This is a genomic window from Sinomonas albida, assembly GCF_004919045.1.
Lineage (GTDB): Bacteria > Actinomycetota > Actinomycetes > Actinomycetales > Micrococcaceae > Sinomonas > Sinomonas albida.
Genome location: NZ_SWDW01000001.1, coordinates 137468 through 160056, shown reverse-complemented (window position 1 = coordinate 160056; position 22589 = coordinate 137468). Strand labels below are relative to the sequence as shown.

Sequence of the window (22589 nt, the reverse complement as noted above, 5' to 3'; positions counted from 1 at the left end):
CGCTGCCACTCGTGGCGAGAGGCCGCTCCATCCTCCCAGAGCACCCCGGTTAGACCCCGACGGAACGCGCGGCCTCGAGCAGCACGCCCGCGGCGACCTCGAGGCCCTCGATGCGTCCGAAGGAGACGTCCTCGTGCTCGATGTTGACCATCATCTCCGCGTCCACCTCGTACAGGGCGCGGAGGAACTCCGCCCAGTACGCGGCGTCGTGCCCGCGGCCCAAGGCCACGAAGTCCCACGCGGAGTCCTTCGGCCACTCGTTGGCCCATTCGTCGCCGCCGAGGTTCGTGCGCGGCTCGTCGGGCGAGAGGCGGCGGAAGCGGTTGTCCAGAACGCCGTAGAGGCGAGCGTTCTCGGTGTTGACCCGGACGTCCTTCGCGGCCGCGTGGAACACGAGCGGACCGAGCTCGCGCACCACCGCCACGGGGTCCATCTGCTGCCAGAACAGGTGCGACGCGTCGAGCTCGACCCCCACGTGCATGGCGCCCGTGAGCTCCACGAGCTTGTAGACGTCCGCCGTGTTGAACACGAGGTTCTGCGGGTGCAGCTCGAGCGCGACCTTGATTCCGTGGTCCGCGGCGAGGCGGTCGGTCTCGCGCCAGAACTTCGCGGCGATGTCCCACTGGTAGTCCAGGACGTCGAGCGCCGCGGAGTTCCACGCGTTGACGATCCAGTTCGTCACGGTCGCGCCGGGCTCGCCGCCGGGCAGGCCGGACATCGTCACGACCCGGTTCTGGCCGAGCCGCTCGGCGAGGCGGATCGAGCGGCGGATGTCCTCGGCGTGCTTCTGGCCGATCTCGGGCTTGGGATGCAGCGGATTGCCGTTGCAGTTCAGTCCCGCGATCGAGACGCCCGTGCCCTCGAAGAGCCCGAGGTAGTCGTCCCGGGCGGCGTCGGAGACGAGGATGTCGTCGAAGGTCGGCACGTGCACGGCCGGCAGGAATCCACCGGTGTTGATCTCGATCCCGGTCAGGCCGAGGCCCCCGATGACCTCGAGCGCCTCCGGCAGGGACCGGTCGTGCAGGATCGCGTTGTAGACGCCGAGCCTCACAGCGAGACCTTCTTTCCGTTGCTCTGGGCGGACTCGGCCACGGCCGCGAGGACCTCCATGTTGCGCACGCCCTCGTCGAGCGTCGCGCAGCGCGGGAGGGACTCGGCCTCGGGAAGGCCCGCGACCTCCTCGAGGAACGCGCGCGCCTGGTACGCGAACGCCTCGTTCTGGCCGAAGCCCACGCTCGGCGCATCCATGGGAAGGCCGCCCGCGAGGTACGGGTGCTCGGGCCCGAGGATCACCTGGCGATAGCCATTCTGCGCGGACCCGCCCTCCGAAAGGAACAACCCGATCTCGGACGGGCGGCGCTGGTCGAAGAGCGCGGCGCCGTTCTCGCAGAAGACCTCGAACATGAGCGAGTTGGCGTGCCCGGCGGCCACTCGGGAGACGGAAAGCGACCCGATGCACTGGGCGAACTCGGCGGAGAAGGAGGCGACGTCGTCGTTCTCCACCGCCTCGAACTGATCGCTCACGGCCGCGTGGTCGTGGCCCATGACGGCGCCGAGCGGGAGCGGGCGCTTGGCAATCGCGGTCGAGAGCTGGCCGCCCGAGACCGACTGGATGTCCCCGCACAGGAACTCGCCGACGTAGGCGAGGTGGCTTCCGACGTCGGCGAGCGCGCCGGAGCCGGGCGCACCCTTGTACCGCCAGCTCATCGGCGCGTCGGGGCGGCAGCCGTAGTCAGTCCAGTACCGGCCGCTGAAGTGCAGCGGCCGGCCGAGCGTGCCGTCCTGGATGAGCTCGCGGATCGCCGCGATGCCGGGCGTGCGGCGGTAGGTGAAGCCGATGCGCGCGAGATTGCCTCGGGACTCGGCGGCGCGCGCGGCCTCCGCCATGGCCCGGGCGTCCTCGAGGGAGTCGGAAAGCGGCTTCTCGCACAGGACGTGCTTGCCCGCCGCGAGCAGGCCCTCGACGACCTCGCGGTGCAGCGAGTTCGCGATCACGACGCTCACCACGTCGATGTCGTCCGCCTCCGCGATGGCCTCCCACGACGCGTCGTGGCGCTCGTAGCCGAAGCGTCGCGCGGCGGCCCTGCCGAACTCCGCGTTGACATCGCCGATCGAGACGAGCCGGACGTCCGGGAGGGTGGGCTGGTACAGGGCGCTCGCCGTGCGATACGCGGCCGCGTGGGCCTTTCCGGCCATGCCTGCGCCGATGACGGCGACGCCGAGGGACTCGGGCATGATCTCTCCTTTGAGGGGTTGGTGTGGTTGAGGAGCTGTTCTGGGCTGGTCTGGCTGAGGGAGCCAAGTCGTCGTGGGCTCTGTGTTTGGAGCGCTCCACATCTCGAAGATACAAACGCAACTTTGTCCTGTCAATAGTCGCGCGCCGACGACGGCGCGGCGTCCGGAGAGTGCCATGATGGTCGCGTGGTGACGAGAGAAGGCCCGACCCGGCCAACGATCTACGACGTCGCGCAGCGCGCCGGCGTCTCGAAATCCCTCGTCTCGCTGGTGCTCCGCGACGCCCCGCACGTGAGCCCCGCGCGGCGGCAGGCCGTGCTCGAGGCGATCGCCGAACTCGGCTACCGTCCGAGCAGCGCCGCGAGCGCGCTCGCGAGCCAGCAGACCCGGGCCGTGGGCGTCCTCATCGACGACTTCCGCAACCCCTGGTTCGTCGAGCTCCTCGCAGGGCTCCGCTCGGTCCTCGACCCCGCGGGCTACACGGTAAGCGTCGCGGACTTCCAGCTCGACACGGCCTCGGGCCGCAACCCCGTGGACGGCTTCCTCGCCCAGCACGCGGACGCGCTCGTCCTCGCGGCGGAGCCTCCCGCAGAGCTCCTCGAGAACGTGCCGGTCCCCGTGGTCGTGGCGGGCACGCGCGAGCTGGGTGCGCAGGCGCTTCCCACCGCGGACGTCGTGGCGGGCGACGACGACCGCGGCGGCGAGCTCGCCACGCGCCACCTGCTCGACGTGGGTCACACGGCCGTGGGGCACGTGAGCGGCCGCGGCGGTCCGGCGGCCCACCGGCGGCGCGGCTACGAGCGGGCCATGCGGCACGCCGGGCTTGAGCCGCTCGTCGCGGGTGCCGGCGGCGAGACGTCGGAGGAGAACGGCTACACCGCCGCGACCGAGCTTCTCGCGGGGCATCCGGGGCTCACGGGCCTGGTCGTCGCCAATGACGTCATGGCCGTGGGCGCGCTCGCCGCCCTCGACGAAAGGGGGCTCACCGCATCAGGGGGCACCGCCGTCGTCGGCTATGACAACTCGCCGCTCGCGGCGTATCGCCATCTCGCGCTCACGAGCGTCGATCCCCACAACCGGGAGATCGGCGCAGAGGCCGCCCGAACGCTCCTCGCCCGGCTCCGCAACACGGACGCGGAACCGAGGCGATACCTTGTCGAGCCCTCGCTCGTGGTCCGCGCATCGACGCGCGGCGCCACGGCTCAGGGCTGAGGGGTGTCGCCCCCGCCCGAAGCGTCCGGCTCCGGCTCGACCTTCTTGTGCTTGAGCTTCGCCATGAGGCGGCCGAGCTCGAGCTTCTCGTACTGGTCCTGGATCTCCTGCGCCCTGCCGTACGTCGACTCGACGTCGATCCCGTAGCGCCTCCGCAGCTCCGTCCGCATAGTGGCCTCGGCCTCGGCGGCGGCGGGCTCGAATTCCTTCCACGCGCGCGCCGTCATGTAGGCGTGGCCAATGGCGTGGGCGTCAGCCTTGGCCCACCAGGCGTGGCTGTGGACGTCGCGGAGCTCCGCTACGGCCTCGGCCGCGCTCGATTCGAAGTTCTCGTAGAGCTCTGCGAGCTCGAGCGGCGCGCGGTCCTCCATCTCAAGCAGCTCCTGCGTGCTCGCCTTGGCGAGCTTCTCCCCCAGGAGGTCCGCGGCCGCGACGGCAATCGTCACGGCCTCGAGGACGGTTTTCTCTGCCATGTTCCTAGCCTCCGGCTCCCGAGGGGCTGGATGGTCCGCCCCGTCGCAAATCACAAAGGAACCTACAGCATCCAGCCTACGCGCGGCGAAGGCGCCCCGACGCGGTCGGCAATCCGGCGCCCGGGCCGTAGATTGCCTCAGCTCTCTGGCAACGTTCCACGGGTTGCCCGGGTCGCACTTTAGGCGCGAGCTTCTTTGTCCTGTCAAGAGTTTCAGGGTAACCCCACGGCCCATTTGTCACCTTGGGCATACCTATGCCACGCCCACCGCAGGGCGTCAGGATCCCAGACATGACGCGGATTATGGTGTTAGGATCGAATCAGGAATTTTGTCCTATCAAATAAACATACGAAGCTAGGGCGAAGGCCCGCCGCCAGCCCAAGGAGGGGTAATGGCCACCAGCCTCAACATCCCCATCGACCGCTCGTCCCCCATTCCGCTGTACCACCAGGTGGTCCAAGGCATCGAGGCGATGATCCGCAACGGTGCCCTCGAGCCGGGATCCAAGCTCGAGAATGAGATCGAGCTCGCGGCCCAGCTGAACCTCTCGCGGCCCACGATGCGCAAGGCCATGGACGAACTCGTCCGGGCCGGGCTGCTTGTCCGCAAGCGCGGCGTGGGAACCCAGGTCGTGTCGAACCAGGTGCGGCGCCACCTCGAGCTCTCGAGCCTCTACGACGACCTCTCCCGCGGCGGCCAAGAGCCCACCACGAAGGTGCTCTCGTTCCGACACGGCCCGGCCGAGCCCGAGATCGCGGACAGGCTGCAGCTCCCGTCGGGTGTGGGCGTCTACCACTTCTCGCGCCTCCGCTCCGTGGGCGACAAGCCGCTCGCCCTCATGGAGAACTGGGTGCGGGACGACGTCGCCCAGCTCACCGAGGAGGGCCTCAGCCAGCACGGCATGTACCAGATCCTTCGCGAGGCCGGGGTGAACTTCCGGCTCGCCAATCAGCGCATCGGGGCGACCGTCGCGGATGCGTACCAGGCTGACCTGCTCCAGACCTCGGCGGGCTCTGCGCTCGTCACGATGGAGCGGACCGCGGTGGACGATACGGGCCGAAACGTCGAGACCGGGCGGCACGTGTACCGCGCCGACTCCTACAGCTTCGAGATGACCCTGGTCCAACGCTAGGCGGGCCGGGACCGACCCGAAAGGAAATTCAGATGGCAGAGTGGGTCTACCCCCTCGGCAGCGCGGAAGACGGCGCCTGGCAGGTGTCGCTCGGCGCCCACGACAGCACCACCCAAGTGCGCGGGTGGGAGCACACGGGGCTCAAGGTCGCCGAGCTCGCGCCGGGTCAGAGCCTGGGCCTCGAGGCCGCCGACGAGGAGCGCATCATCGTTCCCCTCGAGGGCGCCTTCGAGGCGACGGTCGACGGCGCAGCCTACGCCCTGCGCGGGCGCGCCTCGGTCTTCGCCGGACCGAGCGATGTGCTGTACACGGGCATCGGCAAGGCCGTGGAGCTTTCGAGCGCAAGCGGCGGCCGCGTCGCCGTCGCCCTCGCCCCGGCCAAGGTGGAGTATCCCACCCGCCTCATCAGCGCCGAAGAGACGCCCGTCGAGCTGCGCGGCGCGGGCAACTGCTCGCGTCAGGTGCACAACTTCGGGACGCCCGCCGCGCTCGAGGCGGACCGCTTCATCGTGTGCGAGGTCATCACGCCCGCGGGCAACTGGTCCTCCTACCCTCCGCACAAGCACGACGAGGAGAAGGACGGCGAGACTTCGCTCGAGGAGATCTACTACTTCGAGACGCGCCTCGCGCCCGGCTCCCCGGCCGGTGCTGGTCCGGACGCCGCCGGCCAGGATCCGGTGGGCTACGCCCGCGTCTACGCCTCGGATTCGCGGCCCATCGACGTCAACGCGGAGGTGCGAACCGGCGACGTCGTGCTGGTCCCCTACGGCTGGCACGGCCCCGCGATGGCCGCCCCGGGTTACGACCTGTACTACCTCAACGTCATGGCCGGCCCCGGCCGGGTGCGCGACTGGCTCATCAGCGACGACCCGCACCACGGATGGATCCGCAGCACGTGGGAGAACCAGGAGATCGACCCGCGCCTCCCCTTCACCGCCTAATCCGTCTCGGGTACAGATACTCCCCTCCCCAGCCGTCTCGGGTACAGATACTCCCCTCCCAAAGCATCTCGGGTACAGATAATCGCCTCCCCAAACGTCCCCGAAATTAGGCGGTGGAGGGGAGGAGACTGGGCGCTACTTCGCGACGGAGATTGCCTCATGGAACGACGTCGCGTCGTCCAGGCTCCTCAGGATGTAGTCGGCGAGGTCGGCGCGTCGCGTCGCCCTCCCGCCGCGGAGGTTTCTGCCGATCTGAACGCGGTACTCGCCCTGCGGACCGTCGAGCAGCCGCGACGGGCGCACGATCGTCCAGTCGAGGCCCGACTCCCGCACGATCTGCTCCATCCGCTTCAAGTCGGCGAAGTTGTGCGCGAGGATCCGCTGCAGAATCGGCTTGGCGACGTAGCGCGTGAGGAGGTCGTCGGCGTCGTCGGTCACCATGCCGCTCGCGCTCACGACCGCGAGCCGGCGCACGCCCGCGCCCTTCATGGCCGCGATGATGCTCGAGACGCCAGCCGAGCAAACCGTCGTCGGGCGGCGGATCTCCCGATTGCCGAGCGCGGACACGACGGCGTCCGCGCCGGCGAGCGCGGACGCGATGCCCGCCGGATCCATGACGTCCGCACGGACGACGGCGACGCCCGGCACCGCGGCGAGGCGCGCCGGATCGCGAACGACGGCGGTAACCTCATGACCCGCTGCACTCGCCTGGCGGACGACCTCGCGCCCCGTTCCGCCGGTCGCGCCGAACACCGTGAGCTTCATTGCTGTCCCTCCGTTGTGAGTAGGCGGTTACCAACCTACCCAGGGGTGATCTTCCCGGCGATAGTCGGGGGCTGCTCATCGTCCGGCGTTCTAACGGCGAAACGCTCAGGGGTCAGGTCCGCGGACTCTCAATCCACGGGGCCTGACCCCTGAGCGGTAGGTGCGAGCTGGAGTTGGCGTACCCGAAACGCCCCAGGGAGGGAGTTGGCGTACCCGAAACGCCCCAGGGAGGGAGTTGGCGTACCCGAAACGGTTAGGGGCGGGGGCCTGCCGATGACTTCGCCGCGTTCGAGACGCGCTCCTGCATCGTGCGGAGCTGGTAGCGCGAGACCTCGTGCGCGTTCTCGTTCTCGGCGAAGACGCTCGAGACCATGACGGTGTCGTCGCGGTCGAGGAACCCGATCTCGCCGAGGCCGCCGAAGAACTCCTCCCAGTTCACGTCGCCGTCGCCGATCTTGAGGTGCTGGTGCACGCGGACCGCGTTGCCGGGCGGGTTCGTGATGTACCGCAGGCCGTGCGAGGCATGGTGGTTCATCGTGTCGGAGACGTGGACCACGCGGAGCCGGTCCCCAGCGGCCCGCATGATCTCGAGGGGCTCGTCCTTCATGTGGAAGGTGTGCGAGGCGACGTAGACCATGCCGACGTTCGGCGAGTTGATCCCGCGGATGACGCGCAGCGCCGCGAGACCCTCCTCGACGAAATCGTCCGGATGCGGGTCGATCGCCACGTGAACACCCTCGCGCTCGAAGATCGGCACGAGCTCCTCCATGGACTTGTAGAAGCAGGCCTCGGACTCCTCGGGCTTCTCGGGCCGTCCGGAGAACTCGGTGTTCATCTGGTTCGCGCCCAGGTCCACGGCGATCTGGATGGCCCGCTTCCAGTACCGCACCGCGGCCTCGCGCAGCTGCTCGTCGGGGCCGGACCAGCGCAGCACGGGCAGGACCGACGCGACCTCGACGCCCGCGTCCGCGCACGCCTTGCGGAACTGACGGACCAGCTCGTCGTCCGCCTTCGGGTGCGTGAAGAACGGGATCATGTCGCGGTGCGGCGTGAGCTGGAGGTATTGGTACCCGAGCTCGGCCGCGAGGGCGGGGAACTCGAGGAGCGAGTGCGAGTGGTGGAACGGGGTGGGATCGAGCGCGATCTTCACGATCCCACCTCGCCGTACAGCGCGGGCTTGTCGTTGAGCACCACGGCGACCTTGTCGCCGCTCTTCTGCGCCTCGACGCCCGCCTCGCAGCACGCTGCGGTCGCGTAGCCGTCCCAGGCCGAGGGCCCGCCGATCTCCCCGCGAACGGCGGCGTCGACCCAGGACTGGATTTCGGCGTCGTACGCCGCGCCGAAGCGCGCCTCGAAGCCGGGCGTCACGCTGCCGCCCCACCGGCCGGCGCTGCGCACGTACGGGCCGCCGTCGCCGCCGATGTCCACGATGCCGTCCTCGAAGGCCGCCTCGGTCGCCACCTGGTACCCGAACTGGGCATTGACGAAGATCTCGACGTCGGCGAGCACGCCGGACGCGGTCTCGAGGAGCACGTGCTGCGGATCGTGCTGCCCGTTCGGCGCCTTCGACGTCGCCTTGCCCAGCCGCACCTGCACGGAGGTGATCTCCTCGCCCGTGAGGTAGCGGATCACGTCGAACTCGTGCACCACGGAGTCGTGGATGAGCATCTCGTTCGTAAAGCCGGGAGGGGTGTCCGGGTTGCGGTGGCGGCAGTGCAGCATGAGCAGCTCGCCGAGCTCGCGCGAGCGGACGAGCCCACCGAGCTGCTGGTACCCCTCGTCGAAGCGGCGCATGAAGCCCACCTGGATGCGCTTGCGGCCGGTCGCGACCTCCGCCTCGACGACCTTCCACGCCGAAGCCGCGTCCGGCGTGAGCGGCTTCTCGCACAGGATGGGGATGTCGAGCGGAAGCGCCTCGAGCAGGGCCTGCTCGTGGAGGAACCCGGGCGTGGCGATGAGGACGGCGTTGACGTCGCCCGACTCGTACGCCTCGGCCGGCGTCGCGAAGGCTCGCGCGCCGGGGATGCCCGCGACCGCGGCCTTCGCCCGATCGACGTCGATATCGACGACGGTGGCCACTTCGGCGCCGTGGATGCGCGTGTGCAGGCGCTGGATGTGGTCCGCGCCCATACGGCCGGCGCCGATGACGGCGACGCGCAGGATGTCAGCCATGTTGTGAACCTTTCGCATAAGGCCCGGCATGCGCCGGAGAGGAGACAGAGTTCGGCGTATGCCGGACGGTCAGGAGACCCGCGTGCGCGAGCCGCACGAGAGGAGGTAGTTGCGGGTGCGCTTCGCGATCGGGAGCGGGACGTCGAACGCGACGGGGTACATGTCCTGCTCGACGATGCCGAAGATCGGGCGGTCGAGGGCCTCGACCGCCTCGATGACCTCGCGGAGGTCCGGGAGGCCGGCGGGCGGCTCGGTCATGACGCCCGCCGCGTTCGCGGCCGCGAACGTGAGGTTCTCGGCGCGGACCTTGGCGAGCACGTCCGGGTCCACCTGCTTGAGGTGGAGGTAGCCGATGCGCTCGGGGAACTTGCGGATCAGGTCCACGCTGCTCGCTCCGCCGTATTCGGCGTGGCCCGTGTCGAGGCACAGGTTGACGAGGTCCTGGTCGGTGTTCTCGAGAAGCCGGACGATATCCGCCTGCGTGAGCACGTGCGAATCCGCGTGCGAGTGGAACTGCTGCTTGAGCCCGAACTGGTCGCCGAGGCGGCGGCCCAGCTCATCGTGGCCCTTGAACAGCGAATCCCACTGCTCAGCGGTGAGGACCTCGTTCTCGACGGCCTCGCCCGTGACGTCGTCGCGCCACATCGCGGGGATGACCACGATGTGCTCGCCGCCCATCGCGGCCGTGAGCTCCGCGACGCGACGTGCCGGCTCCCACGCCTCTTCGAATGCTGCATCCCCCGGATGCCCACCCCGGTGGAACGCCGTGAAGACGGTCCCCGCCGAGACCTGGAGATCGCGGGCCTTGAGCTCGTCCGCGAGGCGCGAGGGCTCCGACGGCAGGTAGCCGTAAGGGCCCAGCTCGATCCACTTGTAGCCGGCCTCGGCCACCTCGTCGAGGAAGCGCTCCCACGGAGTCTGCTTCGGATCGTCGGCGAACCAGACGCCCCACGAATCGGGCGCGGTCCCGATGATGAGCTTGTTCTCGATATCCGTCATCGGAGGCCTTTCGTCGAGCGCGGTGCTCAGTTGGAGGGGAAGTTGTAGGAGGCGCCGGAGGCGTGGGTGGGCTCGGGCCACCGCTGGGTGATGACCTTGCCGCGGGTGTAGAAGGAGACGCCCTCTTCCCCGTAGATGTGCTTGTCGCCGAAGAGCGAGCTCTTCCAGCCGCCGAACGAGTGGTACGCGACCGGGACCGGGATCGGGACGTTGACCCCGATCATGCCCACGTGCACGCCGCGGTGGAACTTCCGGGCGTTCGACCCCGACGAGGTGAAGATCGCCGTGCCGTTGCCGTACGGGTTCGAGTTGATGAGCTCGATGGCTTCCTCGACCGTCTCGACGCGCACGACGCCCAGGACCGGGCCGAAGATCTCCTCGGTGTACGCGGTCATGTCGGTCCCGACCCGGTCGATCACGGTCGGCCCGAACCAGAAGCCGTTCTCCTTGCCGGGGACGGTGAACTCGCGACCGTCCACGACCAGGTCCGCTCCGGCGTCGGCCGCGGCGGTGACGATGCCCTTCATGCGGTCCTTCGACGCCGCGGTGATGACCGGGCCCATCTCGGCGCCGGGGTCGGTTCCCTCGGCGACCTTGACGGCCTCGGCGCGCTCGGCGACCTTGCCCACGAGCGCGTCGGCGACCTCGCCGACGGCGACCGCGACGGAGATCGCCATGCAGCGCTCGCCCGCGGAGCCGAACGCGGCCGCGGCGAGGTGATCGGCGGCGTTGTCCAGGTCCGCGTCGGGAAGGATGATCGCGTGGTTCTTCGCCCCGCCGAGGGCCTGGACGCGCTTGCCGTGCGCCGTGGCCGTCTCGTGGACGTACTTCGCGATCGGGGTCGAGCCCACGAAGGAGATCGCGTCCACGTCGGGGTGGGTCAGGAGCCCGTCGACCGTCTCCTTGCCGCCGTGCAGGACCTGGAACACCCCGTCGGGCAGGCCCGCGGCCTTCCACAGCTTGGCCAGCAGCAGCGAGGCCGAGGGGTCGCGCTCGGACGGCTTGAGGATGAACGTGTTGCCGGTCGCGATCGCGACCGGGGCCATCCACAGCGGGACCATGACGGGGAAGTTGAACGGCGTGATGCCGGCGACGACGCCGAGCGGCTGGCGGTACGAGAACACGTCGATGCCCGTGGACGCCTGGTCCGAGTACGCGCCCTTGAGGAGCTGCGGGATGCCGCACGCGAACTCCACGACCTCCAGGCCGCGCGCGATCTCGCCCTTCGCGTCCGAGAGGACCTTGCCGTGCTCGGCCGTGATCAGCGCGGCGAGCTCGTCGATGTGCGCGGCGACGAGCTCACGGAACGAGAACAGGACGGCGGTGCGCTTCGCGAGCGAGATGTCGCCCCAGGACTCGGCGGCCTTGCGCGCGTTCGCGACGGCGGTCTCCAGGTCCGAGGAGTCCGCGAGGCGCAGCTCGCCGGACTGCTCGCCCGTGGCCGGGTTGAACACGGGCTGCGTCCGCGAGCCGACGCCGTTGGTCTCTTCGCCGTTGAGGAAATGCGGAATGGTCTTGACGGTCATGGTGATTCCTTCTGGATTGGCTCGAACGACGGCGTTGCTCACCCGAGCAAGGGCCGCTGGCTGGACTTGTGCTCGGTGTAGGCGGCGAACGCCTGCTTCGTGGACTCGAGCTCGGAGGCGCCGGAGACGGGGACGTCCCACCAGGACTCGGAGCTCGGGGCGTCGATGAGCGGGTCGGACTCGATGTGGATCACGATCGGGCCCGAGCCCTCTGGGGCGGCCTTGGCCTTGGCCACCGCGGCCTCGAGGTCGGCGATTGCCTCCGGGCCCGGCTCGATCCGGTACACCGTGACGCCCAGGCTCTCGGCGTTCGTGGCGAGGTCGATCGGGAGCTTGTCGCCGTCGTCGAACGTGTGCTGCTCGCGGTCCAGGGTGCGGTACTTCGTGCCGAAGCGCTGCGAGCCGAGCGACTCGGAAAGCGCGCCGATCGACGCGTAGCCGTGGTTCTGGATGAGTACCACGATGAGCTTGATGCCCTCCGCGACCGCCGTGACGAGCTCGGTGTGCATCATGAGGTACGAACCGTCCCCGACCATGACGACGACGTCGCGGCTCGCCTCGCGCTCGTCCGCGCTGCCTCCCGCGTTGCCTCGCGAGGACGCGTCGAGCGCGGCGCGCTTGACGCCGAGGCCGCCCGGGATCTCGTACCCCATGCAGGAGAACGCGTACTCGACGTGGTACCCGAACGGATCGCGGACGCGCCACATCTTGTGCAGGTCGCCCGGGAGCGATCCGGCGGCGCAGATGACGACGTCGCGCGGGTCCATCGCGCGGTTGACCGCGCCAATGATGGCGTTCTGGGACACGAGCGGCGAGAACCGCTCGGCGAACGCCGCGTCGACGGTCGCGTCCCAGCGCGTCTTCTCCGTGGCGACCACCGTCTCGAGGTCGGCGCCCACGCGGTAGCCGCCCAGCGCCGTCGTCAGCTGCACGAGCGCCTTGCGCGCGTCGGCGACGATCGGAAGCGAGGTTCCGTGCTTGTAGGCGTCGATCGCGGCGACGTTGATGTTCAGGAACCGCACGCGCGGGTTCTGGAACGCCGTGCGGGAGGCGGTCGTGAAGTCCTCGTAGCGCGTGCCGATGCCGATGACGAGGTCCGCCTCGCGGGCCAGGGCGTTGGACGCCGTCGTGCCCGTCGAGCCGATCGCGCCGAGGGCCTGGGCGTGGTCCCACGGCAGGACGCCGACGCCGGCCTGCGTCCAGCCCACCGGAATGCCGGTCGCCTCGGCGAACTCGCGGAGCGCATCCTGGGCGAACGCGTACAGGACGCCGCCGCCGGCCACGATGAGCGGGCGCTTGGCGGCTCGGATCGCTTCCGCGGCGCGGGCGATGTCCTCGGCCTCGGGCTCGGGACGGCGGATGCGCCACTCGCGCTCGGCGAGGAACTCCTCGGGGACGTCGAAGACCTCGGCCTGGACGTCCTGCGGGAGCGCGATCGTGACGGCGCCGGTCTCGGCCGGGTCGGTGAGCACGCGGAGGCCGTGCAGGAGCGCCGAGAACAGCTGCTCGGGCCGGTTCACGCGGTCGAAGTACTTCGACAGGGGCCGGAACGCGTCGTTGACCGTGATGTCGTAGCCGTGCGGCTGCTCGAGCTGCTGGAGCACCGGGTCGGCGGCGCGAGTGGCGAACGTGTCCGAGGGCAGCAGGAGCGCGGGGAGCCGGTTCGCCGTGGCCAGCGCGGCGCCTGTGAGCAGGTTCGAGGAGCCGGGCCCGATCGAGGTCGAGACCGCGAATGTCTGCCGGCGGCGGGTGTGGCGGGCGTAGCCCACGGCCTGGTGCACCTGGGCCTGCTCGTTCCGCCCCTGGTAGTACGGCATGAGCGACGGGTCCGCGACCTGCCACTGCTTGAGGGCCTGGCCCACGCCCGCGACGTTGCCGTGGCCGAAGATGCCGAACATGCCCGGGATGAGCCGTTCGCGGTATTCCCCGCCGGGCCCGGGTCCGCCGACCGAATCAACCGTGTACTGCCGGCCCAGGAACTCGACGAGCGCCTGGGCGACGGTCATCCTGCGGGTGCTCACTTCTGGGCCTCCTTGGCGTAGTCTCCGGCCGGGATTTCTTCGGTGCGCAGCAGCGACGCGGCCGCGGCGACTGCGCCGGCGACGTCGCCGTCCGCCGGGTACAGCATGGTGCGTCCGACCGTGAGGCCCTGCACGCCCGGGAGCGCGAGGGCTTTGCCCCACTCGGCGAACACCTCGTCCTGGTGGCCCGCGGGGTCCCCGCCCAGCAGCACGGTCGGCATGGTCGTCGAGGCCATGACACGTTCCATCTCCGCCACCACTGGCAGCTTCATCCACGTGTACGCGCTCGTCGAACCGAGGCCCGAGGCGATCGCGACCGACTTGATGACGGCGTCCGCGGAGAGGTCGTTCGTGACCTTGCCGTCCACCCACGAGGAGAGGAACGGCTCGACCATCGCAACGAGCCTCCGCTCGGCGAGGGCATCGATCGCCTTCGCCGTGGCCTCGAGGATGGACGCGGTCGCGGGGTCGCCGAGGCAGATGCGGGTGAGCATCTTCCCGCCGGTCGCGCCGATCGCCTCGAGCGCGGCGGCGGTGTGTCCTGTGAAGCGGTCGTCGAACTCGTTGACGAACCCGGCGAGTCCGCCGCGGTTCATCGAGCCGAACAGCAGCTTCCCGTCGAGCGCCCCGAGGAGCAGCAGATCATCCATGATGTCCGGGCTCGCAAGGACGCCGTCCACTGCGGGGTTCGCGAGCGCGATCTGGAGGCGGTCCAGCAGCTCGCGTCGGTCCGCCATAGCCTCCGGGCGGCCCTGCGCGGCGAGGGCACCGCGCGCCGGATGATCCGCGGCGACGATGAAGTTCTGCTTGCCGAGGACGACGCCGGGATGCGGCTTCCGCTCGCGCGCAGCCCTGGCGATCGCCTCGGGATCCTCGAGCCGGATCTTGGTCAGGTGCTCGTAGCGGCGGGGGTCGTCGTCGAACGCGCCCTGGGGCAGGCCGCTGACAGCAGACCCGCTGGCCGTTGACCCGCTGGCAGTAGACGCAGGCATCGTCGTGGTCACTGGGCCACCGCCTCGGGGACGAGGCGGCCGCGCTCCGCGAGGAGCGAGGTGACCTCGGCTGGCGTCGGCATCGCGTCCGCGCAGGAGAGGCGCGAGGCGACGATCGCGCCGGCGGCGTTCGCGTAGTCCAGGACCTGGGCGAGCGGCCAGCCCGAGAGCAGTCCGTGGCAGAACGCGCCGCCGAACGAATCGCCCGCGCCGAGGCCGTTGAGCGTCTCGACCGGGACCGGCGCGGAGACCACACGTTCGGTGCGGGTCTTGGCCATGACACCCTCGGGGCCAAGCTTCACGACCGCGATCTCGACGCCCGCGGCCAGGAGGCGGTCCGCCTGCTCGTCCGGCGTGCCGTGGCCGACCGCGACCGCGCACTCCTCCTCGTTGCCGATCGCGACCGTGACGTGCGGCAGGACGTTTGCGACCTGCTCGCGGGCGGCATCCTCGGAGTCCCAGAACATTGGCCGGTAGTCGAGGTCCAGGACCGTGAACTGGCCGTCCGTGAGGCCCGCGCGGGGGCGGGCTTCGTGCGCCGCGATGTGGGCGGACCGGCTCGGCTCCTGGCACAGGCCCGTGACGGTCGACCAGAAGATCCGCGCGGCCCGGATGGCCTCGACGTCGAGCTCCTCGGCCTTGATCTGCAGGTCGGGGGCGGTCGGGAAGCGGCCGTAGAAGTAGAGCGGGAACTCGTGGGTCTCGGGCATGATCGCGCAGAATGTCGCCGGCGTCTGGAGCCCAACGACCGGGGTCACGAAGCGATCATCGACGCCGAACTTGGCCAGCTCCCGGTGGAGGTACTCGCCGAACGGGTCGTCCCCCGTGCGGGTGACGACGGCGGTGCGGCGCCCGTGCCGCGAGGCCGCGACCGCCACGTTGGAGGGCGAGCCGCCGAGGTACTTTCCGAAGCTCGTGACGTCCGCAATGCCGACGCCGATGTCATTGGGGTAGATGTCGACGCTGATGCGTCCCATCGTGAGAACGTCGTAGGTCACGATCGCTGTGCCTTTCGTGCTGATGTCCCCCGGGATCCGGGGCCGGTTCCGCTGCCTGTGGCGGCGGCCACAGACCCACTCTCCTACAGAACCAATGTCCTGTCAAAAGTTTGTACTTACATTTGGGTTCCAAGGAAGCCTCAGCCAGCCGGGACCGCGAGCTCTCCCGTGACGTACTGCGCCCGCCCGAATCCGAAGGACCAGTCCCCCGCGCCATTCTCGACGTAGCCGATGAACACATCCTCGCCAGGCACTCCGACCTCCGCGAGATTGCGCGAGATCGCCGCGAAGAGGCCCGCCTTCGCCTCCTGCGTGCGCCCCGCCTGGGTGAAGATCTGGATCATGACCACGCCGGCCGTGCGCTCGAAGCCCAAGCCCGCATCCTGCGCCACGATCTGGCCCTGTGGGTGCTCGGTGACCACATGGAAGTAGTCGCGCTCCGGGATGCGGTACTCCGCGAGGATGGCGTCGTGGATCGCGCGGCTCAGCCGCGTGATCTCATCGGGCGTGCGGCCGGTGTTGACATCGATGCGAACGAGGGGCATCTGGGACTCCTTGCGAGGACTTTGTGCTAACAAATCCACCATATCGCCATCTGAATCAAGATGCCAGACTTTGTCCTAACAAAGTTGCGCACGACGTCGGCACGCACCCTGCGTGCCGACGTCGCCAGCCCAGAGGCTCGTCCGGGAAAGCTCCCGCACCGAGGGCTCAGGAGGAAACAGCCGCCTGCTTCTTGTGGACGAGGTAGATCGCGCCGGTCGTCACGTCCTCCTCGAGCGCCTCGAGGGTACGGCCGCGGCTCTCCGGAACCTGGGTGATCACGAAGATCAGGGCCAGAGCACCCACGACGGCGAAGAGGAAGAACGTCCCGGTGATCCCCATCGCCGCGACCATCGACGGGAAGTACAGCGACAGGAAGCCGTTGACCACCCAGAGTGCGAACACGGCCACCCCGATGCCGAAGCCGCGCATGTGCAGGGGGAAGATCTCCGAGAGGTAGACCCAGACGGCGACGTTGAGGAACGTCTGCATCGAGCCGACGAACGCGACGACGAGGAAGAGGATCACGAAGGGACGGAGCGGATTGCCGACCGGCAGGGCCATCGAGGCGACGCCGATGAGGACGTGGCATGCCGTGGTCAGCGAGAGGCCGGTGATGAACGTCTTGCGGCGGTCCAGCCGATCCATCATCCGCAGCGCGATGATGCCGCCGACCACGGCGATCACGCCGGGGGCGATGTTGGCGATGAGCGCGCCGTCCTTGCTGAAGCCCGACTCCGTGAGCACAGTCTGGCCGTAGTACATGATCGAGTTGATGCCGGTGAGCTGCTGCGCCACGCCGAGGCCGATCGCCACGAGCAGGATGCGCAACAGGTTCTTGTTCGAGAAGATCGCGCGCCAGCCGAGCTGGTGGCTCTCACGCTCCTCCTTCGCGATCTGCTCGACGTCGGCGAGCTCGGCGGCCGCCCTCTCGCCCGAGCGCACGGTCTGGAGAACGGCGAGGGCCTCCTGGCGGCGGCCCTTCTCGACGAGCCAGCGCGGCGACTCAGGCATGCGCAGCATGCCGAAGAACAGCGCGAGGGCAGGCAGAGCGCAGATCGTGAACATGATGCGCCACACGCCGCCGATATTGCCGAACACGCTCCCGATGATGGCGTTGACCACGAACGCCGCGAGCTGGCCCACGACGATCGCGAGCTCGTTGCGGCCCGCGATCGAGCCGCGGATCTCGTAGGGCGCGAGCTCCGCGAGGAACACCGGCACCACGGTCGAGGCGCCGCCGACGGCGAGGCCCAGGAGGATGCGGCCGAAGACGAGGACTTCGAAGTTCGGCGTCGCCACGACCGCGACGGTTCCGGCGAAGAACAGGACGGCGAGGAGGATGATGGTCCTCCGCCGGCCCCAGGCGTCCGAGAGGCGCCCGCCGAAGATGGCGCCGATCGCGGCCGCGAAGACGAGCGAGGCGGTGACCACGCCCTCGGTGATCGGGGTCAGTCCGAGCTCCGCCGACATCGGGCTCAGCGCGCCGTTGATGACGCCCGTGTCGTAGCCGAAGAGGAGACCGCCGAACGTCGCGACGAGGGCCACGAGGCCGAGGCGCTTCCGATGGGGGCCGTTGGTGAGGGGCGGGAGCGGTGACGAACTCGACGTTCCGCTGTGCGCAGAGGCGGTGGCCATTCAGGACTCCTTTGTCATGCTGGCGGGCCCCTTAGTGACCCGCGTCTCACCCAACACTAACGCGCGAAAGATTTAAATGTAAGGTCAAACGGACAAAATTTCCTCAGGGCATGGCGTGGGAGGATGTTGGCGTGAATCCGCCCGCCGCGCCCGGCCGGCCCCGAGCCGTCACGCAGGAAGACGTGGCACGCGCCGTCGGCGTGTCCCGGACCCTCGTGTCGTTCGCGTTCAGGGGCGCTCCTGGGGTGAGCGAGGAGACCAAGCAGGCCATCCTCGATGCTGCGAAGCGTCTAGGCTACCGGCCCAACGCGGTGGCCGCCGATCTCGCGCGAAAGCAGGCCTCCGCCGTCGGCCTTTACCTGCTCGACCTGCGCAACGAGGTGTACGCCGACATCTTCACGGGCGTACGCGAGGCGCTCGGGCAGGCCCGGAACCGGCTCATCCTGAGCGTGGCCCCCTCGACGAGCGGCGTCGACGTCGCCTCCGTCGGGTCCCTCATCGAGGCTCGCGTCGGGATCATCATCGCCGCGACGCTCGTCGACAAGGACGAGCGGATTCAGGAGCTCGCGCGCACTGTGCCCCTCGTGAACGTGGCCCGTTACGTGGAGGGCGTCGACAGCGTGTACTCGGACGATCGGGCCGGCGCCCGCGTCGCGACCGAGCATCTGCTCTCCCTCGGCCACACGCGCGTGGCCCACGTCTCGGGGCCGCGGCACGAAGGGCACGTGGGGCGGTGGCGCGCCTACGAGGCGGTCATGCTCAAGGCCGGACTCACCCCGCGCACCGTCTTTGCCGACGACTACACGCAGGAGGCAGCCGAGCGCGCCGCCGTGGCGCTCCTTGCCGGACCCAGCCGCCCGACGGCCGTCTTCGCGCACAACGACGAGATCGCGCTCGGCATCCGCGAGGCCGCCTACAAGCAGGGCCTGTCGGTTCCCGGTGACCTCTCCCTCGTGGGCTACGACGATTCGCGCATCGCGCACCTGCACGGCATCGACCTCACGTCCGTGGACCTGAAGGCCCTCGAGCTCGGGCGCATCGCAGGGGCTGCCGCACTCGAGCGCCTCGCGACCCCTGACGCGCCGATCGTCGACCGCCGCCTCGATCCGCGCCTCGTCGTCCGGCAGTCAACGGGGCCGGTCTGAGGCGCCGTCAGGGCTTCCGGCCTGCCCGTGCGCCGACGTCGGGCGAGGCTCCCGTGCGGGGGCCCGGCCCGCCGTCGTGCGTGCGGATCGCCGCAACGCCGCACACCCCCATGACCACGACGGCGCCGAGGACGAGCAGGAACGGCGCCGTCCAGCCGCCCGCGGCGTCGCGCAGGAGCCCCATGAGGATCGGCCCGGTCGAGGCGAAGCCGTAGCCGACCGACTGGATGAACGCCGTCATGCGCCGGTTCTCGTCGAGTGAGCGGGCGCGCTGGATCACGACCGTGAAGACGACCGTGAACGTGCCGCCCTGGGCCACACCGCCGAGCACGGCCCACAGGGGCCACAGGTCCGGGGCGATGAGGAGCCCCGCCGGCAGCACCACCCAGCAGCTGGCCACGACGAGGAACAGCGGCTGCGCGCCCCAGCCCAGAACGCGCGCGAGCGCCGGGATGAGCAGCGGTCCCACGATCGCGAAGAGCTGGAAGAGGCTCGCCGCGAGGCCCGCCTCGGACGGGGTCATCCCACGGGTCTGGACGAGGAACGTGGGCAGCCACAGCGTGATCGCGTAGTAGCCGAGGTTGTGCAGGGCGAACGCAACGGTGAAGAAGCGCATCATGCGCCGGTTGGCGGGGCTCAGCGTGGTCGCGGGGATGGTGGGCAGCGGGCCGGTGTGCGTTCCCGGCTGCCCTTGGGCGGCGCGGAGTTCCGCACGACGGCGCGCGGCCGCCTTCGCGAGGGGCCCCGGGAACTCGGCGTCGGACCAGCGGGGGCCGTCCTTCGACGGCGGGAACACGAACAGCCAGGTGCCGGCGGCGATGGCCGTGATGCCGAGCCACGAGACGAGCGACCACTGCCAGCCCACCGCTCCGGCGAGCGGTGCCGTGAGCGCGGAGGCGAGGGTCGTGCCGACGTTGACGGCCGCCGTCGTCAGTCCGGTCATGAGCGCGGCGCGGTGCGGGAAGTCGCGCCCCACGAGCAGCGGGGTGGTGACGTTGACGATCGTCATCGCGACACCGAGCACCACCGTGCCGATGAGCGCGCCCGGTGCCCCGCCGAATGAGCGGAGCACGATCCCCGCGGCGAGCCCTCCGAAGAAGTAGAGGACAGCGTGATTGATGCCGATCCGCCCGATGAACCACGCGGCCGCCGGGGTGACCAGGCCGAAGCACAGCACCGGGATGGCGGTGAGCAGACCCGCGAGCGCCGCACTCAGGCCCGTGTCGTGCTGGATCCCGCCGAGGACGGGGCCGAGCGCCACGAGCGGAACGCGCGCGTTGAGCGACATGAGGCCGACGGCGATGAGGGCCAGCGCAGCGGCGCGGCTCATGCGGCGGTTCACGGGGATCCTTTCGGGAGGGTTCGCTCTCCACCCTCTCACGGGTCGCCTCCTCTGGGCGGGCGCCATTGAAACGTGACGCGTGCGGCGCCTAGGGTCGCAGAAAGGCCTCCTAGGGAAGCAGGTTCATATGCCCGAGCGCAGCACGGAATCCGACAGCTCGGTGTCGGCGGGCGCCGCCTTCGCGGCGCACCCCGGCGCCACCGCGGATCTTGCGGCGCGGGAAGCCGCGGCGACCGACCGCTCGGGCTACGTGCCCGCATCACTGCCGGACGCCGTCGTCCGTTGTGAGTCCGTGGACGACGTCGTCGAGGCGCTCCGCCTTGCCCATGCCCGCGGCGTTCCCGTGGTTCCACGCGGGGCGGGGACCGGGCTCGCGGCCGGGGCGAGCGCGCACGCGGGGCAGGTCGTGGTGGACGTGCGCGGGATGAACCGGATCCTGAGCATCGACCCCGTGGAGATGGTCGCCGTGGTGGAGCCGGGGGTCCTCAACGCCGAGGTCAACGCGGCCGCCGCCGAGTACGGGCTGTTCTACGCACCCGACCCCGCGAGCACCGCGATCTGCTCGATCGGGGGAAACATCGCCACCAACGCCGGCGGGATGTGGTGCGCCAAGTACGGCGTCACGCGGGAGTCCGTACTCGGGCTGCGTGTGGTGCTCGCGGACGGGCGCGTGCTGCGCACGGGCCGCGGCACGATCAAGGGCGTCACGGGCTACGACCTCACGGCGCTGCTCATCGGATCGGAGGGCACGCTCGGGATCGTCGTCGAGGCTACCCTGCGGCTGCGACCCCGGCCCGTGCGGACCGAGACACTCGCCGCGTACTTCCCGGACGTCGAGACCGCGGGGCGTGCGGCGTCCGCGATCACGGCCGCCCGCATCCAGCCCTCGATCCTCGAGCTCATGGACGGGCCGACGCTCGACGCCGTGGACCGCGCCGAGGGGACGCGGCACCGCGAGCTCGGCGGGGCGTTCCTCCTCGCGCAGACGGACGGGTTCGGCGCGCACCTCGAGCTCGACGAGATCGTGCGGGCCGTCGAACCGTTCGCGACCTCGATCCGGCGGGCCGCGGACGAGGGCGAGGCCGCGGCGCTCGTCAAGGCGCGCCGCGACGCGATCCCCGCGCTCGAACGCCTGGGCCGCGTCTCGATCGGGGACATCGCCATGCCGCGGAACCGGCTCGCGGACGCGTTCGCGGGGCTCGAGGAGATCGCTGCCCGGACGGGGGTGCGGATCTTCAGCGTCGCGCACGCCGCGGACGGGAACCTGCACCCGATCGTTGTCGTCGGGCCGGACGAGTCGATCACCGAGGGGCCGGCGAAGGCTGCGCTCGGCGAGATGTTCCACCTCGCCAAGCGGCTCGGCGGGACACTCACCGGCGAGCACGGTGTGGGACTGCTCAAGCGGGAGTGGGTCGCGGAGGAGCTGGGCGAGACCTCAATCGAGCTGCAGCACGCGATCAAGGCCGCGTTCGACCCCGGCGGGATCCTGAATCCGGGGAAGGCGATCTGAGGGCCAAGCAGAACAGGGCCACGCCGAGCAGAGCGGTGACAAGGCCTACTGCTGGGTAGCCCCAAACCTAGGACCGCTGCCCTCCCACGGAGTTCTCGCCGTCGTCCCTCGCCCTCGGTGGCGTGCGCCGCCTAGCATCGGGGAACCACGGGGCCACGACGGAAGGAGCCGGCATGCTGCCGGAGTCAGTCCAGAAATTCATCGATGCCGAGATCGCCGCCAATCCCACCGACTTCAGCGACCTGCGGGCCGTCTACCTCAACGGCACCCTCAAGCGGAGCCCGGAGCCCAGCCACACGGACGGGCTGCTCGCTGTGAGCAAGCACGTGCTCGAGGGCGTGGGAGCGCGAGTGGACGTGGTGCGGGGCATCGACCATGACATTCCGCCCGGCGTATACCCAGACATGCGCGACCATGGGTGGGACACCGACGACTTCCCCGACATCTACCGCAGCCTCATCGAGCCCGCCGACATCGTCGTCATGGCCACACCGATCTGGCTCGGTGACCAGTCCTCCGTGACGCGCAAGCTCGTCGAGCGGCTCTATGGCTGGTCCGGCGAGCTCAACGCCGCCGGCCAGTGGTCGTACTACGGGAAGGTCGGCGGCGTGATCGTGACCGGCAACGAGGACGGCGGGAAGCACTGCGCCGCGCAGCTCCTGTACGCGCTGAGCCACATCGGCTTCACGATCCCGCCCCAGGCCGACTCGTACTGGAACGGCGAGGCTGGCCCCGGGCCCTCCTACCTCGACGACAACCGCGGCGCGCAGAACCACTGGACCACGCGCAACACGGTCTTCGCGGCGTGGAACATGCTCCACACGGCGCGCCGCATCAAGGACGCGGGCGGCATCCCCGTGTACGGCAACGTCACGTTCAACTGGGACCTCAGCAGCCAGGACCACCCGAATCCGGAGTACCGCGGGTAAGGACGACGGCGGCGCT

20 protein-coding genes are annotated in these 22589 nt (G+C 69.9%); 6 read left to right on the top strand and 14 right to left on the bottom strand.

The window, feature by feature from the left end; translation table 11 throughout:
• Positions 1-49: 49 nt before the first annotated feature.
• A complete protein-coding gene (locus tag E6A26_RS00730) occupies positions 50-1051 on the bottom strand; it encodes a sugar phosphate isomerase/epimerase family protein (protein WP_136609269.1) in 1002 nt (333 codons plus the stop codon).
• Positions 1048-2235: a Gfo/Idh/MocA family protein gene (locus E6A26_RS00725; protein ID WP_136609268.1), complete on the bottom strand. Its 1188-nt coding sequence runs from the start codon at positions 2233-2235 to the stop codon at positions 1048-1050. The genes E6A26_RS00730 and E6A26_RS00725 overlap by 4 nt, the downstream gene beginning before the upstream one ends.
• Before the next feature lie 186 nt (positions 2236-2421).
• Here E6A26_RS00725 and E6A26_RS00720 point away from each other — a divergent pair, with 186 nt between their 5' ends.
• Positions 2422-3447 (top strand): LacI family DNA-binding transcriptional regulator, encoded by a 1026-nt coding sequence (locus E6A26_RS00720; protein WP_327406916.1) that lies wholly within the window; start codon positions 2422-2424, stop codon positions 3445-3447.
• Here the strand turns inward: E6A26_RS00720 and E6A26_RS00715 are convergent.
• On the bottom strand, positions 3438-3920 hold the full coding sequence (locus E6A26_RS00715; protein WP_136609267.1) for a hypothetical protein: 483 nt from the start codon (positions 3918-3920) through the stop codon (positions 3438-3440). The genes E6A26_RS00720 and E6A26_RS00715 overlap by 10 nt on opposite strands.
• A gap of 391 nt (positions 3921-4311) precedes the next feature.
• On the opposite strand from E6A26_RS00715, the gene E6A26_RS00710 reads away from it, so the two are divergent.
• Both E6A26_RS00710 and iolB read left to right on the top strand, forming a co-directional pair.
• Entirely contained in the window at positions 4312-5052 is a 741-nt protein-coding gene (locus tag E6A26_RS00710) for a GntR family transcriptional regulator (RefSeq protein ID WP_136609266.1), read from the top strand.
• Between the two features lie 32 nt (positions 5053-5084).
• The gene (iolB, locus tag E6A26_RS00705) at positions 5085-5993 is read left to right on the top strand and encodes a 5-deoxy-glucuronate isomerase (RefSeq protein ID WP_136609265.1); all 909 of its coding nucleotides are present in this window, start codon (positions 5085-5087) and stop codon (positions 5991-5993) included.
• Between the two features lie 135 nt (positions 5994-6128).
• Here iolB and E6A26_RS00700 read toward each other — a convergent pair whose 3' ends face one another.
• The 10 genes from E6A26_RS00700 to E6A26_RS00655 all read right to left on the bottom strand — a co-directional run bounded on the left by E6A26_RS00700 (position 6129) and on the right by E6A26_RS00655 (position 17647).
• Entirely contained in the window at positions 6129-6758 is a 630-nt protein-coding gene (locus tag E6A26_RS00700) for an NAD(P)-dependent oxidoreductase (protein ID WP_136609264.1), read from the bottom strand.
• Between the two features lie 253 nt (positions 6759-7011).
• Positions 7012-7908, bottom strand: a complete 897-nt coding sequence (locus E6A26_RS00695) for a sugar phosphate isomerase/epimerase family protein (protein ID WP_136609263.1) — start codon at positions 7906-7908, stop codon at positions 7012-7014.
• Positions 7905-8930: a Gfo/Idh/MocA family protein gene (locus E6A26_RS00690; RefSeq protein WP_136609262.1), complete on the bottom strand. Its 1026-nt coding sequence runs from the start codon at positions 8928-8930 to the stop codon at positions 7905-7907. The genes E6A26_RS00695 and E6A26_RS00690 overlap by 4 nt, the downstream gene beginning before the upstream one ends.
• 69 nt (positions 8931-8999) lie before the next feature.
• A complete protein-coding gene (locus E6A26_RS00685; protein ID WP_136609261.1) occupies positions 9000-9929 on the bottom strand; it encodes a sugar phosphate isomerase/epimerase family protein in 930 nt (309 codons plus the stop codon).
• Positions 9930-9955: 26 nt separating this feature from the next.
• Positions 9956-11455, bottom strand: a complete 1500-nt coding sequence (locus tag E6A26_RS00680; RefSeq protein WP_136609260.1) for a CoA-acylating methylmalonate-semialdehyde dehydrogenase — start codon at positions 11453-11455, stop codon at positions 9956-9958.
• A gap of 38 nt (positions 11456-11493) precedes the next feature.
• Complete coding sequence (gene iolD, locus E6A26_RS00675; RefSeq protein WP_136609479.1) at positions 11494-13461, bottom strand: 3D-(3,5/4)-trihydroxycyclohexane-1,2-dione acylhydrolase (decyclizing); 1968 nt, start codon at positions 13459-13461, stop codon at positions 11494-11496.
• 11 nt (positions 13462-13472) lie between these two features.
• Complete coding sequence (locus E6A26_RS00670) at positions 13473-14480, bottom strand: Cgl0159 family (beta/alpha)8-fold protein (RefSeq protein WP_234864836.1); 1008 nt, start codon at positions 14478-14480, stop codon at positions 13473-13475.
• Positions 14477-15466 carry a 5-dehydro-2-deoxygluconokinase gene (gene iolC, locus E6A26_RS00665; protein WP_136609259.1) on the bottom strand — a complete coding sequence of 330 codons (990 nt, stop codon included), beginning with the start codon at positions 15464-15466 and terminating at the stop codon, positions 14477-14479. Before iolC ends, E6A26_RS00670 begins: the two co-directional genes overlap by 4 nt.
• A gap of 140 nt (positions 15467-15606) precedes the next feature.
• Positions 15607-16011: a tautomerase family protein gene (locus E6A26_RS00660; RefSeq protein ID WP_136609258.1), complete on the bottom strand. Its 405-nt coding sequence runs from the start codon at positions 16009-16011 to the stop codon at positions 15607-15609.
• Between the two features lie 166 nt (positions 16012-16177).
• Positions 16178-17647: a sugar porter family MFS transporter gene (locus E6A26_RS00655; protein ID WP_136609257.1), complete on the bottom strand. Its 1470-nt coding sequence runs from the start codon at positions 17645-17647 to the stop codon at positions 16178-16180.
• A gap of 131 nt (positions 17648-17778) precedes the next feature.
• Between E6A26_RS00655 and E6A26_RS00650 the strand changes: the two genes are divergently transcribed.
• A complete protein-coding gene (locus E6A26_RS00650) occupies positions 17779-18792 on the top strand; it encodes a LacI family DNA-binding transcriptional regulator (RefSeq protein ID WP_234864835.1) in 1014 nt (337 codons plus the stop codon).
• A gap of 7 nt (positions 18793-18799) precedes the next feature.
• On the opposite strand, the gene E6A26_RS00645 is transcribed toward E6A26_RS00650, so the two are convergent.
• The gene (locus tag E6A26_RS00645; protein WP_168928638.1) at positions 18800-20134 is read right to left on the bottom strand and encodes an MFS transporter; all 1335 of its coding nucleotides are present in this window, start codon (positions 20132-20134) and stop codon (positions 18800-18802) included.
• Between the two features lie 127 nt (positions 20135-20261).
• Here E6A26_RS00645 and E6A26_RS00640 point away from each other — a divergent pair, with 127 nt between their 5' ends.
• Entirely contained in the window at positions 20262-21644 is a 1383-nt protein-coding gene (locus tag E6A26_RS00640; protein WP_136609254.1) for an FAD-binding oxidoreductase, read from the top strand.
• Between the two features lie 173 nt (positions 21645-21817).
• Positions 21818-22573, top strand: coding sequence for a flavodoxin family protein (locus E6A26_RS00635; protein WP_136609253.1), 756 nt, complete (start codon positions 21818-21820; stop codon positions 22571-22573).
• Positions 22574-22589: the final 16 nt, after the last annotated feature.

Excerpts from the sequence above, each read along its gene's own strand:
- E6A26_RS00715 (WP_136609267.1), bottom strand. The coding sequence starts at position 3,920 with ATGGCAGAGAAAACCGTCCTCGAGGCCGTGACGATTGCCGTCGCGGCC.
- E6A26_RS00640 (WP_136609254.1), top strand. The coding sequence starts at position 20,262 with ATGCCCGAGCGCAGCACGGAATCCGACAGCTCGGTGTCGGCGGGCGCC.
- iolD (WP_136609479.1), bottom strand. The coding sequence starts at position 13,461 with ATGACCGTCGCCCAGGCGCTCGTCGAGTTCCTGGGCCGGCAGTACACG.
- E6A26_RS00700 (WP_136609264.1), bottom strand. The coding sequence starts at position 6,758 with ATGAAGCTCACGGTGTTCGGCGCGACCGGCGGAACGGGGCGCGAGGTC.
- E6A26_RS00660 (WP_136609258.1), bottom strand. The coding sequence starts at position 16,011 with ATGCCCCTCGTTCGCATCGATGTCAACACCGGCCGCACGCCCGATGAG.
- iolB (WP_136609265.1), top strand. The coding sequence starts at position 5,085 with ATGGCAGAGTGGGTCTACCCCCTCGGCAGCGCGGAAGACGGCGCCTGG.
- E6A26_RS00710 (WP_136609266.1), top strand. The coding sequence starts at position 4,312 with ATGGCCACCAGCCTCAACATCCCCATCGACCGCTCGTCCCCCATTCCG.
- E6A26_RS00725 (WP_136609268.1), bottom strand. The coding sequence starts at position 2,235 with ATGCCCGAGTCCCTCGGCGTCGCCGTCATCGGCGCAGGCATGGCCGGA.
- E6A26_RS00690 (WP_136609262.1), bottom strand. The coding sequence starts at position 8,930 with ATGGCTGACATCCTGCGCGTCGCCGTCATCGGCGCCGGCCGTATGGGC.
- E6A26_RS00635 (WP_136609253.1), top strand. The coding sequence starts at position 21,818 with ATGCTGCCGGAGTCAGTCCAGAAATTCATCGATGCCGAGATCGCCGCC.
- E6A26_RS00680 (WP_136609260.1), bottom strand. The coding sequence starts at position 11,455 with ATGACCGTCAAGACCATTCCGCATTTCCTCAACGGCGAAGAGACCAAC.
- E6A26_RS00655 (WP_136609257.1), bottom strand. The coding sequence starts at position 17,647 with ATGGCCACCGCCTCTGCGCACAGCGGAACGTCGAGTTCGTCACCGCTC.
- E6A26_RS00685 (WP_136609261.1), bottom strand. The coding sequence starts at position 9,929 with ATGACGGATATCGAGAACAAGCTCATCATCGGGACCGCGCCCGATTCG.